General features: G+C 62.3%; 16 protein-coding genes. 12 read left to right on the top strand and 4 right to left on the bottom strand.

The window, feature by feature from the left end:
* Positions 1-121 precede the first annotated feature (121 nt).
* The gene (locus tag L8U58_RS09295) at positions 122-847 is read left to right on the top strand and encodes a hypothetical protein (protein ID WP_155269749.1); all 726 of its coding nucleotides are present in this window, start codon (positions 122-124) and stop codon (positions 845-847) included.
* 48 nt (positions 848-895) lie between these two features.
* Here L8U58_RS09295 and L8U58_RS09300 read toward each other — a convergent pair whose 3' ends face one another.
* Positions 896-1,405 carry a GNAT family N-acetyltransferase gene (locus L8U58_RS09300; RefSeq protein WP_035001804.1) on the bottom strand — a complete coding sequence of 170 codons (510 nt, stop codon included), beginning with the start codon at positions 1,403-1,405 and terminating at the stop codon, positions 896-898.
* A 115-nt stretch (positions 1,406-1,520) separates the two neighbouring features.
* On the bottom strand, positions 1,521-2,207 hold the full coding sequence (locus L8U58_RS09305; protein WP_035001803.1) for a L,D-transpeptidase: 687 nt from the start codon (positions 2,205-2,207) through the stop codon (positions 1,521-1,523).
* Positions 2,208-2,400: 193 nt separating this feature from the next.
* Here L8U58_RS09305 and L8U58_RS09310 point away from each other — a divergent pair, with 193 nt between their 5' ends.
* Both L8U58_RS09310 and L8U58_RS09315 read left to right on the top strand, forming a co-directional pair.
* Positions 2,401-3,108, top strand: a complete 708-nt coding sequence (locus tag L8U58_RS09310) for a response regulator transcription factor (RefSeq protein ID WP_034966402.1) — start codon at positions 2,401-2,403, stop codon at positions 3,106-3,108.
* A gap of 76 nt (positions 3,109-3,184) precedes the next feature.
* Positions 3,185-4,798 carry a sensor histidine kinase gene (locus tag L8U58_RS09315; RefSeq protein ID WP_371325824.1) on the top strand — a complete coding sequence of 538 codons (1,614 nt, stop codon included), beginning with the start codon at positions 3,185-3,187 and terminating at the stop codon, positions 4,796-4,798.
* A gap of 37 nt (positions 4,799-4,835) precedes the next feature.
* Here the strand turns inward: L8U58_RS09315 and L8U58_RS09320 are convergent, their stop codons facing one another.
* Together L8U58_RS09320 and L8U58_RS09325 are read right to left on the bottom strand one after the other, a co-directional pair.
* Entirely contained in the window at positions 4,836-5,930 is a 1,095-nt protein-coding gene (locus L8U58_RS09320) for an esterase/lipase family protein (RefSeq protein ID WP_269955204.1), read from the bottom strand.
* A 90-nt stretch (positions 5,931-6,020) separates the two neighbouring features.
* Positions 6,021-6,458 (bottom strand): HIT family protein, encoded by a 438-nt coding sequence (locus L8U58_RS09325; RefSeq protein ID WP_034966397.1) that lies wholly within the window; start codon positions 6,456-6,458, stop codon positions 6,021-6,023.
* A gap of 93 nt (positions 6,459-6,551) precedes the next feature.
* Between L8U58_RS09325 and purD the strand changes: the two genes are divergently transcribed.
* The 9 genes from purD (at position 6,552) to purQ (ending at position 16,556) form a co-directional block, all read left to right on the top strand.
* The gene (gene purD / locus L8U58_RS09330; RefSeq protein ID WP_269955205.1) at positions 6,552-7,808 is read left to right on the top strand and encodes a phosphoribosylamine--glycine ligase; all 1,257 of its coding nucleotides are present in this window, start codon (positions 6,552-6,554) and stop codon (positions 7,806-7,808) included.
* A gap of 89 nt (positions 7,809-7,897) precedes the next feature.
* On the top strand, positions 7,898-9,262 hold the full coding sequence (locus tag L8U58_RS09335; RefSeq protein WP_051894024.1) for a potassium transporter TrkG: 1,365 nt from the start codon (positions 7,898-7,900) through the stop codon (positions 9,260-9,262).
* Positions 9,255-9,914: a potassium channel family protein gene (locus L8U58_RS09340; protein WP_034992220.1), complete on the top strand. Its 660-nt coding sequence runs from the start codon at positions 9,255-9,257 to the stop codon at positions 9,912-9,914. The genes L8U58_RS09335 and L8U58_RS09340 overlap by 8 nt, the downstream gene beginning before the upstream one ends.
* A gap of 29 nt (positions 9,915-9,943) precedes the next feature.
* Entirely contained in the window at positions 9,944-11,374 is a 1,431-nt protein-coding gene (gene purB, locus L8U58_RS09345) for an adenylosuccinate lyase (RefSeq protein WP_034992222.1), read from the top strand.
* A gap of 141 nt (positions 11,375-11,515) precedes the next feature.
* Positions 11,516-12,409 carry a phosphoribosylaminoimidazolesuccinocarboxamide synthase gene (locus tag L8U58_RS09350; RefSeq protein WP_034980899.1) on the top strand — a complete coding sequence of 298 codons (894 nt, stop codon included), beginning with the start codon at positions 11,516-11,518 and terminating at the stop codon, positions 12,407-12,409.
* A gap of 57 nt (positions 12,410-12,466) precedes the next feature.
* On the top strand, positions 12,467-14,671 hold the full coding sequence (locus L8U58_RS09355) for a S9 family peptidase (RefSeq protein ID WP_269955206.1): 2,205 nt from the start codon (positions 12,467-12,469) through the stop codon (positions 14,669-14,671).
* Positions 14,672-14,792: 121 nt separating this feature from the next.
* Positions 14,793-15,527 (top strand): DUF2334 domain-containing protein, encoded by a 735-nt coding sequence (locus L8U58_RS09360; protein WP_269955207.1) that lies wholly within the window; start codon positions 14,793-14,795, stop codon positions 15,525-15,527.
* Positions 15,528-15,608: 81 nt separating this feature from the next.
* On the top strand, positions 15,609-15,884 hold the full coding sequence (purS, locus tag L8U58_RS09365; protein ID WP_005296664.1) for a phosphoribosylformylglycinamidine synthase subunit PurS: 276 nt from the start codon (positions 15,609-15,611) through the stop codon (positions 15,882-15,884).
* The gene (gene purQ / locus L8U58_RS09370; RefSeq protein ID WP_005296661.1) at positions 15,885-16,556 is read left to right on the top strand and encodes a phosphoribosylformylglycinamidine synthase subunit PurQ; all 672 of its coding nucleotides are present in this window, start codon (positions 15,885-15,887) and stop codon (positions 16,554-16,556) included.
* Position 16,557: the final 1 nt, after the last annotated feature.

Below are 16,557 nucleotides of genomic sequence, written 5' to 3' on the forward strand. Positions count from 1 at the left end.
TGTCAACTATGCCGCGGCTGATCTGACAACCGTCACAACGCTTTTCCCTGGAACACGTTGTCAACTATGTCCTGACTTCAGACATCGTCGCCGGCTCAAATTGTTGTGTTACCCTTGTGCAATGTCAAAGGATGACCACTCACCACAAACAATCCGAGAACTGCTTTCTGCTAACGAAGCTCAAAATTTGACCCGCTCGGTCCGTGCCGCACTGGTATCTGGAACGGTGGATTACAACCAAATTGGGCATGTTTTGCTTAATTTCCCGGGACTATTGAACGTTCCTGACGATTGGGAACAGCGCCTAGAAGAGTTACCGGTCGGCAAAGACGCTACCCCCGAGGACGAGAAACAGAGTCGTCTCGACCTGGTCGGGGATTTTCTGGACGAAATTATCCAGAGTTTGACCGATGAAATGGATGCCTGGGCTGGCATGGTCACCGATTTTGACCGACTGTATTGCTCGATTTTGGATATGCGTGCCGAAGGCGTAGACATCTGGGTGTTCGATGACTGGGGATCGGTAGACAGCGAAGATGAAGAAGTTGGCGTGGCGGTAATCCCCTTCGAGATCGCAGACGATCTTGATCTGCGGGAAGTGGTCATCGACTTCTATGTCCGGTCAGAAGCAGGTCAGGTAGCCGAAGCGGTGCAAATCATCGTCGAAACGCTGGAAAGCTACGGCTTGAACCCCGAGTGGGATGAGGATGCTACGGGTCCTGTCCGGGGGCCTATTTCAGTTCGAATGAACTGGCAGCCGCACAGCATCCTCAAAGAGGGCTGGGACGATATCTACGAAACCCCGGAGGAATACATAGCCAGCCTTGCTGTTCCGCTGAGCGAATAATCGTGGTGCCGTTGCAGCTCTGTCTCGGGGTCTGATTCGGCACTTTTTCTAGTCGAAAGTGTAAAGCATGACGTGCGCGTGCTCAGCCTCGTCCACACCTTTGTCGACGTAGCCGATTTTCTCGTAGACGTGCTTCGCGCGGTCGTTACCGAACACCACGCATAGGCTTACGCCCGGCTTGCCGTCGGCCTTCGCCTGATCCAGCACCGCCTGCATCAGCTTCGTGCCCAGTCCTTTGCCCGTGTTGCCGGGCGCCATCGCGATCGCTACTTCGGGGTATTCCTCGGACACGTAGCCGTAGCCGTGGTTGTCCGCCGAGGAGTCGAGCAGCCATGCGGCGCCGATGGCCTCGCCGTTTTCTTCGACGATGACGCCACCTTGTCCCTCAGTCCAGCCATCGACGTAGAACACGGTGTCTTCGTCGAACGTCTCCGAGAATTCCCTATCTGGATCACCCCACGTGTCCGTCTCCTCGTTCATCTTGTGGATGAACGGGCGGTCGGCCTCGACCGCGCGACGGAAAGTGAACTGTTCAGGGGTAGCAGATTCAGAAGTCATGAAATCCAGCGTAGCGAAAGCAACCCCCAGGGCGAAGCGGCTCTAGTGAGCCGCGTGCCCTGGGGGTTGGGGGTTGGGTCAGTGAGACCCAGAAAGTGAACCTAGAAAGTGAACACTAGTAGATGTAGATCCGGTCGCCGACGTTCAGCGCGTTGAAGAAGTTCGCTGCGTGCGGGGAAGCCAGGTGGATGCAGCCGTGGGACATCACGTTCGGGTCGCCCTGGTGGAAGGCGTGACCGTTGTTGGTGAAGTACACGGAGTACGGCATCGGAGCGTTGCCGTAGGTACGGGAGACCTCGTTCTTCACCTTGCGAGTGATGACGTGCCAGCCCTTCGGGGTCTCGTAGCCACGCTTACCAGTGGAGACCTTCACCGGGCCGTAGCTGGTCTTGCCGCCGCGCTGCAGCCAAGCGGTCTGGTCGCGCAGGCTCACGCAACCGCGGGCGTTAGCTGGGCAGGGGTTGTTGCGAGGAGCCGGTGCAGGGCGCTTCTTCGGCGGAGCTGGACGGGGAGCGGGCTTGTTTGCGCGCTCGCGGGCTGCCAGAGCGCCGGGAGCCAGGAAGTTGGTAGCGTCATCCGCTGCGCGGTTGATGGAGCCACGGATGGGCTCAGGCAGGCCGCGGGTTCCGTTGTGAATGTTGTCGTGTGCGCCCAGTACGACCCTGTTGATGTCCTGCTGGGAGGAGCCGAGCGGGGCAGCGGAGGCAGCGCCGGTGCCCAGGGAAGCGGCCATCATGGTTGCAGCGCCGAGCGCGACGAAGCGACGGCGAAGAGAGCGAGAGTGAGAATTAGAGTTCGTCATACGCACAGCTTAATGGGTGTAAAGCAAAAATGGTGCACTGAGTCACGATTTAATTCGCATGTCGCATTGCACACTGACACGTTGGATTCCTGTTGAGGGCTTGTTGCGGTAGCGGCAATCCTCGAGGGGGTTCACAGCTAACACCCAGCTATCATGCAGATAGACGCCAACACTATGCAGCACAATGAGGTGCATGACCATGCCAAATGCCCAACCGGTGAAGGTACTCGTTGTTGATGACGAGGCCAATATCTCAGACCTCCTTAAAGTCAGCCTGAAGTTCCAAGGTTTCGACGTTGAAACGGCAGACAACGGCCAGGACGCGCTGGCTCTGGCAGATACCTACAAGCCGGATGCTTTCATCCTGGACGTCATGATGCCCAGCATGGACGGCTTCACCCTGCTAAATAAGCTCCGCGCCGCTGGGCACGAGGCGCCAGTTCTCTTCCTGACCGCCAAGGACGGCGTGGAGGATCGCATTCACGGACTGACCATCGGTGCCGATGATTATGTGACGAAGCCCTTTAGCCTGGAGGAAGTTATTACCCGCCTGCGGGTAATCCTGCGCCGCGTTACCCCGGAAGAAGAGCAGGAATCCAGCCTGATTACCTATGAAGACATCACCCTCGACGACGACATGCACGAAGTCACCAAAGCCGGTGAAGTTGTCGAACTATCGCCCACTGAGTTCAAGCTGCTCCGCTATTTGCTGGTCAACGCAGAGGTCGTGTTGAGCAAGTCCAAGATTCTGGACCACGTGTGGAACTACGACTTCGGTGGCGACGGCAACGTCGTTGAATCCTACGTCTCCTACCTGCGCCGCAAGATCGACAAGGAAGAGCCTCATCTAATCCAGACCGTTCGCGGTGTGGGGTATGTACTGCGCAAGCCCCGCGTTTAACCTCGCGTGAGCCGCATTTCCGTCTATGTTTCCTTCCACCTCGTCACCGTCGTCGCCTAATCAGAGCCCGCAGTCTGTGTCAGCACAGCGCGAGCTCGAACAGCTCGAACAGCCCGAACCGCCGGTGAAATCGAATGATGCCCACGGATCCGCAGTCGCCGTCACAACGAGCCATCCGGGGCACTTTCTTTCCCACTATCCGCTGCGGGTTTCCCTGGTCGTGGTCATTGCGGTGCTGGTGGCCATGGGATTATCCGTATCTGGCGTATCCGTCACCACCACTCTGCAGCGCTTCCTGATCCAGCGCGTGGACGAACAACTGGATGAGGCAACCAATGGCTGGGCCCACCGCTCGGGCTTGGTCGATGGCACTCAGAACGATGGCGATGATTCCGGTTCCGAAGGTTTGAGTGGTTCTTCCGACACTCTTGGGCTAAGCGGCCTAGAAGTGCTAGGTAAGCAGCAGCCACCGAACCCTGTCACCGGTGTCACGCGCCCACCAAGCGACTTCTATGTTCTGGTGGTCGACGAGCAGATCTCCTACGAGTACTTCAACTCGCCCATGACTGCCCGCCCGGAGATCCGCGGCTTGGGCAAGCCGACCTTGCCCGTCACCGTCGGCTCTCGGGAAGGCTCGGGTGCGAACATTAGCTGGCGGGCCACCAGCTTCCGCAATGACGACGGCACGATCACCATCGTTGCGTTGCCTTTGGAGGAAGAAGAGCACATCATTTCGCGCCTTGTCCTCCTCCAAGTCATTATTGGCCTGACGGTCGTCGGGCTCGTCATTCTGGCATCGATGTATCTGGTTCGTCGTGCGTTGCGTCCGTTGAATGAGGTGGAGCTGACGGCGTCCAAAATTTCGAACGGCGACCTCGGGCAGCGCGTGCCGAACTGGCGGCCCAACACCGAGGTCGGTCGACTGTCGTTGGCGCTCAACAAGATGCTGGCGCAGATCCAATCGGCCTTCGTCGCTATCGGTGCCTCGGAGAGGCAAGCGCGCAGGTCGGAAGCGTCAATGCGCCGCTTCATCGGGGATGCCTCGCACGAGCTGCGCACGCCGTTGACCTCTGTGCGCGGCTATGCGGAGCTGTACCAATCGGGTGCTACTGATGATGCCCCCATGGTCATCGACCGCATTTCTGAAGAGGCCGGTCGCATGAGTCTGCTGGTCGAGGACCTCCTAGCCCTGGTCCGCATGGACGAGGGGCGCCCGCTGGCGAAGAAGCGTGTCGACATGCTGGAGCTGGTGCTGGAATCGGCAGAGTCGGCGCGCGCCGGGTTCCCGAATCGCACGGTGCAGGTCGTGAACGAAACCGGTGAGGTGCCGATCGTCGTGGGTGACGTGAACCGCCTGCACCAGGTCTTTAGCAATCTGCTGACCAATGCTCTGCGACACGCCGGCGATGACGCAGAGGTGACCCTGCGCCTAGACAAGACCGACGACCGAGTGATCGTGGACGTGGAGGACAACGGCCAAGGGATCCCGGCCAAGGACCTGCCGCACCTGTTTGAGAGGTTCTACCGCCCGGATGTCTCGCGTTCGCGCATGTCCGGCGGCTCCGGGCTGGGGCTATCGATTGTGAAGGGGCTGGTGGAAGCCCACGGGGGTTCCATCACAGTGCACAGCGTGGAAGGGGAGGGGACGCGTTTCCGGATCGAACTGCCGGAGGCATCCGAAACGGAATAGCTCGGAACCTGCGTGGTGAGACCCTCACGCTGACGTGCTAGACTTCTGTATCGTGCTCTTCCAGCCCATCCAACAGCGCTAGGTGGACTATGTCCTGGACGTCGGGGTTCGTCGGCAACTCCTCGTGCTTGCACTTGGATACGCCAAGGTCCTGTAGGAAGTAATTGGTGACGATCGCCTCGCCCGAGTCGCCGTCCGAAGTGCTGTCGGCAAGGCGTTCCCCCTCGTCGTCGCCGGGAATCAACGGCTTGCGGTCACCGAGGAAAGCGTTTTCATGGGGCACCACCGTCGCATCATTGCGGGTTGCGTAGCAGGTGTAGCGGATGTGGTTACGGGTTTCGGGGGAGGCTGCCAGGGTTTCCAGAAGTGGCGAGCCGATCACCTGCTGCATACCGGCCGCGCCGAACACTCGGCGGATCGTGGCGGCTGCCACCCGTTGGCTCATGTCCGTGGTGAGCATGCTGCCGAGCATGCCCAGCAGCGTGGTGCCCTGGTGCGGGGTTCCCAGGGTGATGAGGTGATGGACATAATCCTCGCCGCCGAGCTCATTGATCCAATAACGCGCCAGCAACCCGCCCTGGGAGTGACCGACGATGTCCACGGCCTCCGCGCCAGTCGCGGCCAGCACTTGCTCGATATAAGCGCCGATATCCTGGGCCGAAGTCGGGATGTCCTGCGTGCCATGTACGCCGTAGTCGGGGCTGAATACTACGAAATCGTCCTCGCGCAGACGCAGCACCAGGTTCTGCCATACGTTCTTTGAGCTGATCGTGCCGTGGATCAGGATCACCGGATACGGCCGATCGATGGTGGGGCGCGCCTGCCACAGGTCGTCGGCGTAGCCGGGGGAGACCTGGCGGGCGCCGAGAGGCGGATCGGGGATTGCCCCGCGTAGCTGCGGCATTTGGGGGCGGCTGACACGCGACGGTATATCCCACAGGAAGCGACCGGTGCTGGAGATTCCGCTGGCCATCCCGCTGCCCAAGCGGCTAAGCCAACCACGGGAGTCGGGCGCACCACCGATGACGTCGCCCGCGTTGGAGGGGTCGTACAGTTCTTCTGCTAGTTCTTTTTCTACGGCCGTGCCCGCCGGAGGGTCGACCTCCGCGAGCTCGTCCAGCTCAAGTTCCATCGGATCTAATTTGTCGTTGTCCACTGTTCAGAAACGTCCACTGATCTGAGATCGGATAGGTGCTTGCAGGTGGTGACCTGAGAGGGGCTTTTAGGCGTTGGGAACCTTCGCCTCATCGACCCCTTGCTTCAGAAGCGCCGCGCGGATCTTCGCGGCGGAATCGTCCATCTTTTCCGGATCGGTCTCGTCCATACGCATTACGTTCTGCAGGCTGAAGCCGGACATATCGGATGCGGGGAATACGTGGATGTGAGCGTGCGGCACCTCGAATCCAGCGATCAGGTAGCCGGCGCGTGGGGCGTCAAAAGTATCGACGATAGCCTTGCCGACTAGCTGGGCGACCTCGTTGCAGTGAGCCCACGTCGCCGGATCCATGTCCGTCCAACGGTCGACTTCCTCGATGGGAACGACCAGCGTGTGGCCGTATGCAGCAGGTTCGATGGTCAGAAACGCCACTACCTTTTCGTCGCGGTAGACGAAGCGCCCCGGGATCTCGCCGTTGATGATTTTCGTGAATACCGTAGCCATGGTGCCGATGTTAGCGCGTTAAACGTTTCTGTTGTGGGGGCTTGGGATGCAGGCTGCCGGTGGCAGTCCGCGGCTTCGCTAGACTGGGGAACCATGCGCATTCTTGTTATCGGCAGCGGTGCTCGCGAGCACGCATTGGCCTATTCCCTGTCCCAGGATCCGACCGTCGAGCAGGTTCACGTCAGCCCGGGCAACGCCGGCATGGCGGCCGTGGCTACCCTCCACCCGGATGGTGATCCGGTTGCGCTGGCCCAACAGGTCCAGGCGGACCTGGTTGTGATTGGCCCGGAGATTCCCCTGGTCGCGGGCGTTGCCGATGAGCTGCGCGCCGCTGGCTTCGCCGCGTTCGGTCCGTCTGCAGCAGCGGCCCAGATTGAGGGCTCGAAGGCCTTCGCCAAGGACATCATGGCCAAAGCGCAGGTCCGTACCGCAGAGGCCGTCGCTGTTCCTGTCGGGTCTAGCGATTCTTTTATTGACGCCACCCTCGACAAATTCGGTCCCACCTACGTTGTCAAAGACGATGGTCTGGCTGGAGGCAAGGGCGTGGTGGTCACGGCCGACCGCGCAGAAGCTCTGGAGCACATCCACGCCGTGCACGCCGGCGGCAACCCAGTGCTGCTGGAAAGCTTCCTGGACGGCCCCGAGGTTTCCCTATTCTGCCTAGTAGATGGGGAGACGGTGGTTCCGCTGCTGCCCGCGCAGGACCACAAGCGAGTGGGCGACAACGACGAAGGACCGAACACCGGCGGCATGGGCGCATACACCCCGCTGCCCTGGCTGCCAGAAGACGGCGTGCAGCGCATCGTCGAGGACGTTGTGAAGCCGGTGGCTCAGCAGATGGTGGCCGAGGGCGTGCCTTTCAATGGGCTGCTGTACGCGGGCCTGGCATGGGGTAGCGAAGGTCCGGCGGTGGTGGAGTTCAACTGCCGCTTCGGCGACCCGGAGACCCAGGCCGTGCTGCGCCTGCTGAAGACCCCGCTGGGTGGGGTGCTGAACGCCGTGGCTACCGGCACCCTGGATCAGTTGCCGCCGCTGGAGTGGGAGGACGGCTATGCGCTGACCGTCGTCCTGGCTGCCGAGAACTACCCGGCCAGCCCTGTCACCGGCCAGCCGATTACCGGTGCGGAGCCAGGCAGTGAGGCTCGCGGCATCCTGGCCGCGGGTGTGGCGGACAAGGACGGCCAGCTGGTCAGCGCTGGTGGGCGCGTACTGAACGTCATCGGCTCCGGGGCTACGCTGGCGGAGGCTCGCGAACAGGCCTATGCGACCCTGCAGGGAATCGAGCTGGAGGGCTCGCACTACCGCTCCGACATTGCCCTTCGCGCAGTTGAGGGGCGCATCTCCATTTAGTTTCCGGCGCAGCAGTGTGAGCCAAAACTCGGGTGTCAAGATTGTGTAAGGGTTTCGCATAAGGAGCAAGAGGTTTAAGGTAACCCCTTGTGATTGCACACTCAGGCGAACGTCGCCAGCGAAGCCGGCAAGGCTTCAGCCCTGCGCAGCTGGTGTCCGTGAGCTTCCTGTTACTTATCCTCGCCGGTACTGCGCTGCTGCTGTTGCCGTTTTCTCGCAGCGGGCCGGAGAGCCCGGAGTTTACTACCGCCCTGTTCACCGCTACCTCGGCCACGTGCCTGACCGGCCTTACTGTCGTGGATACCGCGACCTACTGGTCTCATTTCGGGCAGGTCGTCATCATGCTGCTGATTCAGGTCGGAGGCCTTGGCATCATGACGCTCGCCACGGTGGTGAGCTTTGTTCTGGCTGGACAGATGGGCGTCAAAGGGCGCCTGCGAGCTGCCGCGGAACAACGCGGAAGGGACCTGGGCGAGATCCGCACCATCATCTTCGGCACCATCGGCTTCTCGCTGGCGACCGAGCTGGTCATCGCGATCGTGCTGACCTTCCGCTTCGCTGCGGAATACGGCTACGGTTTCCTGCCTGCCGTGTGGGAGGGAGTATTCCACTCCATTTCGGCGTTCAACAACGCGGGCTTCGGCCTGCGCTCCAACAACCTGGTGCCCTACGTCAACGATGCGGGGATCATCCTGCCGATCGCATTCGGCATTATCGTCGGTGGCCTGGGCTTCCCCGTGCTGCTGGAACTGCGGGCGAGGTGGCGATCGAAGGTGAAGCACCCACCGTCGCTGACGTTGATCTTCACCCTCGTAGGAACCTCGATCCTGCTGGCGGTGGGCACTATCGGCTTCGCCCTGATGGAGTGGACCAACACGCTGCGGGACCTATCGCCATGGTCGGCCGTTCAGGCGGCGTTTTTCCACTCCGTGTCCTCGCGCACCGCGGGGTTCAACTCGGTGGATCTTTCGGACTTGCGGCCATCATCCCTGATGCTGACGGACTTCCTGATGTTCATCGGCGGTGGCTCGGGCGGCACAGCGGGTGGCGTGAAGGTCACCACCGCCGCGGTGCTAGTTGCCGTTTTGATCGCGGAGGTGCGTGGCGATGAACAGCTGCTGGTCGCGGGCAGGCGCATCCCGGGGCGCATCGTGCGCCAGGCGATGGCTGTGTTCATGATGGCTTTCCTCATCGTCGGCGGTTCTATCATGGCGCTGCAGCTGTTGCTGCCGCAGTTCCACTCCCACCAGATCGCCTTCGAAACCATCTCCGCGTTCGCCACCGTCGGCCTGACCACCGGCATCACCCCGGAGCTGCCCGATTTCGCCCGCATATGGCTGGTGGTGCTGATGTACCTCGGCCGTATTGGCCCCATCACCGTGGTGGCGGCGTTGGCCGCCCGTACTAATCGACGCCTCTATTCCTTCCCAGTAGAAAGGCCGTTCATTGGCTAAGTTCTTTTCCCACCCGACCAATCCTCCCGTCGTCATCATCGGCCTGGGCCGTTTCGGCATGGCGCTAGGCGAAGAGCTCGTGCAGTCCGGAGTGGAAGTTCTGGGTATCGACGTGGATGAAGTAGTGGTGGCCAAGGCCGCCCCGCTGCTGACCCACGCAGTGATCGCGGAAACCACGGACCAGGACGTGCTGCGCCAGCTTGGTGTACAGGATGCACACCGTGTTGTGATCGGTATCGGCTCCGACATGGGGGCGTCACTGCTTACTGCCTCAGCCGTGATGGATCTCGGGGTGCCCAATGTCTGGGCAAAGGCCGACAACCAGCAGCACGCGAAGATCCTCACGCAGATCGGCGTGCACCACGTGGTGCGGCCAGAGCGCGATACGGGACGGCGCGTGGCGCACCTTATCGCAGGTCACGTGCAGGAATACATCGAGTTCGACCGCGACTTCGCCATGGCGAAGCTGGCGCCTCCGCTGCACATGCACGGGCGGAAGGTGGAGGAAACCCCGCGGGGGATCGCGATCGTAGCGGTGCGCTCCGCGGAGGGGCACTTCTCCACACCACCAGCGGGGTACGTGATCCGCTCTGGCGACCTGGTGATTGCAGCGGGGCGGATTAAGGACTTGGATAAGTTCGCAGATTCCTAAAAGCCAGCGCTGCGCATAAACTCGGGGGCGTGCCTGCTAAGAAAAATATTTCCAACGTCCTTGCCAACCGCTACGCCTCCCCGGAGATGACCGCCATCTGGTCGCCGGAGGACAAGATCATTATGGAGCGCAAGCTCTGGATCTCTGTGATGAAGGCCCAGGCCGCCCTAGGGGTGGATGTGCCCGCCGAGGCCATCGAGGCCTACGAAAAGGTCATCGAGAACGTCAATCTGGATTCCATCGCTGAGCGCGAAAAGGTCACGCGCCACGACGTGAAGGCCCGCATCGAGGAATTCAATGCGTTGGCTGGTCAGGAGCACATTCACAAGGGGATGACCTCCCGCGACCTGACGGAGAACGTGGAGCAGCTGCAGATCTTTAGCTCCCTGCAGTTGGCTCGCGATAAGGCCGTTGCCGTGCTGGCGCGCATCGGTCGCCGTGCGGCGGAGAACCAGTCGCTAGTGATGGCCGGGCGTTCCCACAACGTTGCCGCCCAGGCCACGACGTTGGGCAAGCGCTTTGCCTCCGCCGCCGACGAGCTGCTGGTGGGACTGGAGCGCATCGAGGATCTGTTGGGCCGCTACCCGCTGCGCGGCATCAAGGGGCCGATGGGCACCAGCCAGGACATGCTGGATCTGGTCGGCGGCGACGAGTCCAAGCTGGCGGAGCTGGAGAACACGATCGCGGAGAACCTGGGCTTCTCCCGCGTCTTTGACTCCGTCGGCCAGGTTTATCCGCGCAGCCTGGATATGGATGCGCTGAGTGCCCTGGTGCAGGTGGGTGCCGCGTTGTCTTCGCTGTCGATGACGATCCGCCTCATGGCGGGCAACGAGACCGTGACCGAGGGCTTCAAGGAAGGCCAGGTCGGTTCCTCCGCCATGCCGCACAAGATGAACGCCCGCTCCTGCGAGCGCGTCGGCGGCATGCAGATCCTGCTGCGCGGCTACCTGACCATGGCCGCGGATCTGGCGGGTGCGCAGTGGAACGAGGGCGACGTGTTCTGCTCTGTGGTTCGTCGCGTTGCTCTTCCGGACGCCTTCTTCACCTTCGACGGCATGTGTGAGACCTTCCTGACCGTCCTGGACGAGTTCGGGGTTTTCCCGGCGATGATCGACCGAGAGTTGGAACGCTACTTGCCGTTCCTGGCCACCACCCGCATCCTGATGGCGGCCGTGCGCGCCGGGGTAGGGCGCGAGACCGCCCACGAGCTGATCAAGGAGCACGCCGTGGCGGTGGCGCTGAACATGCGCGAGAACGGCGGCGATCAGGATCTGGTTCAGCGTCTGGCCGGCGACGACCGCTTCCCGCTGGACGAGGCACAGCTGAAGGAGGCCTTGGCAGACCGTCACGCCTTCATCGGCGCGGCCGAGTCCCAGGTTTCCCGGGTACTGGAGCGCATCGAGGGCGTCACCAGCCGTCACGCGGAGGCCGCTGCCTACGCGCCGGGCGAGATTCTGTAGTGCCCCAGTGATTCTGTAGTACCCCAGCACCGCGGTCGTGAGGTGGGTCACGACCGCGGTTTAGCAGCGCAAACACAATAGTCTCGCAGGGCTTTCGTCATGAATAGTCAAAAGCCGGGGACAGGGCTACACTAGCTACTCATGCGTCCAGAACTGTGCGAGTACGAGCATCATTCCGCAGGAAAAGTGCGGGAGATCTACGAGGTCGACGAAGACAACCTGTTGATGGTTGTCAGTGACCGGATTAGTGCTTATGACTACGTCCTTGATACGGAGATCCCAGACAAGGGTCGAGTGCTCACTGCCGTGAGCGCCTTTTTCTTTGACGAGATCGACTTTCCCAACCACCTGGCCGGTGCGCTGGACGATGAGCGGATCCCCGAGTACGTCCTCGGCCGCGCCATGCTGTGCAAGAAGCTGGACATGATCCCGTTCGAGTGCGTGGCCCGTGGCTACCTGACGGGCTCCGGCTTGAAGGAATACGAGGAGACCGGCAGCGTGTGTGGCGTGGAGCTGCCCGAGGGGCTGGTTGAGGCTTCCCGCCTGCCAGAGCCGATCTTCACCCCGGCGACCAAGGCTGAGTTGGGCGATCACGACGAGAATGTGAGCTTCGACGTGGTTGTCGAGGAACTGGGGGAGGAGCTCGCCAACAAGCTGCGCGATGCCACCCTGGCCATCTACAAAAAGGCCGCTGCCATCGCCGAGGAGAAGGGCCTGATCCTGGCCGATACCAAGTTCGAGTTCGGGCTGGATGCAGACGGCACCCTAGTGCTGGCCGACGAGGTGCTGACCCCGGATTCCTCCCGCTACTGGCCCGCCGAGGGCTACGAGGAGGGCAAGGTGCAGCCCAGCTTCGATAAGCAGTACGTGCGCAACTGGCTGACCGGCCCGAAGTCCGGCTGGGACAAGTCCGAGGGCACGCCCCCGCCGCCGCTGCCGGGTTCCGTGGTGGAGGCCACCCGTTCCCGCTACATTGAGGCCTACGAGAAGCTATCCGGCAAGCGCTTCTCCGACTGGATCGGCCAGTGCGTCTAGGGGGCTGCGACTCTCGCCAACCCCTTACCAACCCCTTACTAATTCTGTCTGAGTAGCATGGCGCGTATGCCTAATAACGACGCGCCCCAGACAGCCAACAACCCGATTGCGGCTCCGCCGACTGCGAAGAAGGTGCCGCACACACGCACCTTCCACGGTCGCGAGTTCGTGGATAACTACGAGTGGCTGCGCGACAAAGACAACTCCGAGGTGCGCCAGCACCTAGAGGCGGAAAACGCCTGGACCCTTCAGCAGACGGAGCACCTCAAGCCCCTGCAGGAACGCCTCTTCGAGGAAGTTAAGGCACGCGTGCAGGAAACGGACATGTCCCTGCCCGTCCGCTCCGAGGGCTGGTGGTACTTCTCCCGCACCGAGGAAGGCAAAAGCTACGGCACAATGTGCCGCCTGCCCATCGCCAACGAGGACGACTGGACCCCGCCGACCATCGAACCCGGCACCCCCGCACCGGGCGAAGAGACCTTCCTGGACTGCAACGCTTTAGCCGAAGGTAAGGAGTTTTTCAGCCTGGGCGCGGCCAGCGTGACCCAGGACGGCACGCGGCTGGCTTACTCGGTGGATGAAACCGGCTCCGAGCGCTTCACCCTGCGCATCCGCGACCTCACCACGGGGGAGGACCTGGAGGACGTGATCGAGGACGTCTTCTACGGCGCCACCTGGGTCGGCAGGGATACCGTGTACTACCAGCGCGTGGATGAAGCGTGGCGACCGCACGAGGTCTGGCGCCACACAGTCGGTGAGGGCGTCGATAAAGACGAGCTGGTGTACCGCGAAGACGACGAGCGCTTTTGGGCGGGCGTGGCGACGACCCGTTCGGAGCGTTACCTGTTGATCCACACGGGCTCGAAGGTGACCAGCGAGGTATGGTACCTCGATCTGGAGGATCCGAATGCCGAGCTGACCTGTGTAATCCCGCGCGAGGCCAATGTGGAATACGGGGTGGATCACGCTGTTGTGGGCGGCCAGGACCTGTGGCTGGTGCTGCACAACAAGACAGGTGTAAACAGCGAGCTGGGCTACCACCCGACCGGCCAGATCGCCGCGTGGGACGATGTGCAGGCGCTGGTACCGCACCGCGACGACGTGCGCCTGGAGGGTGTGGATGTTTTCAGCGACCACATTGTCCTCGAAGCTCGGGAGAATGCGCTGGAGACCAGCTACATCATGAAGCTTGGGGACGCCGAAACGTCGGCCGGAACCGCTTCCGCCCCGGCCTTCGGCGAGTTCGAGCGGATCGAGTTCCCCGGGGAGCTTTGCGGGGTCGGCGCCGTCGGCAACAGCGAGTGGGACAGCCCGGTTCTGCGGGTGGCCTACAGTGCCTTCACCACCCCGCCGCGGATCTATGACATCGACCTGGCGACGGGGGAGAAGATCCTGCGCAAGGAGCAACAGGTGCTGCCCGACCCGGACGGTCGGGAGTTCGACCCCGCTTTGTACACCTCGCAGCGGCTATGGGTGACAGCCGAGGACGGGGCGCGGATTCCGGTTTCCCTGATCCACCGCACGGACGTGGACATCACGCAGGCAAACCCCGTGCTGCTGTACGGCTACGGTTCCTATGAAAACTGCATCGACCCGGGCTTTTCCCTGTTCCGTCTGTCCATGCTGGACCGTGGCGTGGTGTACGCCATCGCGCACGTCCGCGGCGGCGGCGAGATGGGCCGACTGTGGTACGACCACGGCAAGGGGCTGGAAAAACGCAACACGTTCACGGACTTCGTGGCAGTGGCCGACCACCTGCTGCGCGAAGGCATGACTACCCGCGAGCAGATGGTGGCCGAGGGCGGCTCCGCCGGTGGAATGCTAATGGGGGCGGTGGCTAACATGGCGGGCGATCGTTTCGCAGGCATTGAGGCCGTGGTTCCCTTCGTGGACCCGCTGACCAGCATGCTGATGCCGGAGCTACCGCTGACCGTGACCGAGTGGGACGAGTGGGGCGACCCCTTCCACGACCCGGAGGTCTACGACTACATGGCCAGCTACGCGCCCTATGAGAATGTCTCCGCCGACTTGAACTACCCGCCGATTCTGGCAGTGACCAGCCTGAACGACACGCGTGTGCTGTACGTGGAGCCTGCGAAGTGGGTGGCCAAGCTGCGCGAGGTCGGCACGGACAACACGCTGCTGCGCATCGACATGGAGGCCGGGCACGGCGGTGTATCCGGCCGCTACGCGAAGTGGCGCCAGGCGGCTTTTGAAACCGCGTGGGAGCTCGACAAGATGGGCGCCACTGAGCTGCTGTAACACGGCCGGGGCTTGCCGGGAGGACCTTGCTGTAGCTGTCAACAAGTAGACAGCCAGAAGTCGGCCAAAAGTCGGCCGGGCGTTACCTGCCGTTCACCTGCGTGGGGCAGTGTACTCAGGTATGAGTCTCGCACAGTCCACCCCCGGCACGCAGCGCGCCCCCCGAATGCTGTTGACCATCACGGGGTTGCGCCAGGGCACGGTAACGGCGGCTGAGAAGATGCGCGATGCAGCCCGGGCGTTGGATATCCATGCGGGTCTGGTGCTCACGGTTCAGGGGCCGGACTGGCGGTTGAAGGACGACCGGGCAACGCTGGAGCTGGTCCACGATTCCGCTGCACGCGGGCACGAGCTCCTGCTCGGCGGGCTCGGGCCCCTGGGCGGAACGCACGGCAAGGGGGAGTTCCACCGGCTCGGCCGGCACGAGGCTACGCTGCGCCTCTCCGCAGCCACCCGTCAGCTGGACGCGCTGGGACTGGCACCGAAGGTGTTCGCGCCGACCCGCTGGTTGGCGTCGGAAGACGCTCTGGAGGCTGCCGCCAAGGTTGGCCTGGAGGTGGCGGCGGATGCCTACACCATCCGTGACCTCACTAATGACAACCGCCACCAGGTGCGCGTGCTCGCTTTTGGGGATGGGTTTGGTTCGGTGAAGTGGTGGCGTCGTAACGTACTTAACAGCGTGCGACGCGGCGCGGCGAAGGGCAAAGACATCCGCTTGTCGATCAGCGCAGCAAAGGCAGATAAGGACGACGTAGCGGGCGATATGCTGCGCATTCTCGAGCTGCTGCGGGACAGTGGCTACCAGCCAGCGAACTACTGCGACTACGTCGATCGCCAGCAGGTATCTGTGGCTTAAAAACCTGCCACTTCGCAGTGTTACCATGGGGCGGTAAATACCTTCCGAAAAATACCGCAAAGCTGGGAGAATATAGAAGCCATGGCTCGTGTAGTCGTCAACGTCATGCCCAAGAAGGAAATCCTCGACCCGCAGGGTCAGGCCGTTGTCCGTGCGCTGGGTCGCATCGGTATCAGTGGGGTAGAGGACGTGCGCCAGGGGAAGCGCTTTGAGCTGGAGGTCGGCGAGGGTGTCTCGCGCGAAGACCTGGAAAAGATCGCCTCCGACCTGCTGGCCAACACCGTGATCGAGGACTACGAGGTAGTCGTAGAGGGTGCAGAAGCCGTGGCAGGCGGCGCGGATGTGGAGGCAAAGTAAGTGACCAGCCGCATCGGAGTAATCACCTTCCCCGGCACCTTGGATGACGTCGATGCCGTGCGCGCCGTGCGCCTGGCGGGGGCGGAGCCGGTGGAGTTGTGGCACGCTGACGAAGATCTGAAGAACGTTGACGCTGTGGTTGTGCCCGGCGGTTTTTCCTACGGCGACTACCTGCGGGCCGGCGCCATCGCTTCCATCGCCCCGGCCATGAAGTCCGTAGTGGCTGCCGCGGAGCGGGGCACCCCCGTGCTGGGCATCTGCAATGGCTTCCAGATTCTGCAGGAAGCCGGCCTGCTGCCCGGCGCCCTGACTCGTAACGAGGGCCTGCACTTTGTGTGCCGCGATGTTTACCTAGAGGTCGAAAACACTTCCACCGCGTGGACCAACCAGTTCGCCGAGGGATCCAAGATCCTGGTGCCGTCTAAGCACGGCGAGGGGCGCTTCCAGGCCAGCGAGGAGACCCTGGAGCGCCTCGAAGGCGAAGGTCGCGTGGTGTTCCGCTACGCCGTGAACCACAACGGATCCCGCAACTCGATCGCCGGTGTGTGCAGCGAAAACGGCCGCGTAGTTGGCCTGATGCCACACCCAGAGCACGCAGTGGAAACGCTGACGGGCCCGTCCCTTGACGGACTGGGTCTGTTCCAGTCGGTTCTGTCCACGCTCGTTTCCTAAA

The sequence above is a fragment of the Corynebacterium macclintockiae genome (assembly GCF_027570165.1).
Taxonomy (GTDB): domain Bacteria; phylum Actinomycetota; class Actinomycetes; order Mycobacteriales; family Mycobacteriaceae; genus Corynebacterium; species Corynebacterium macclintockiae.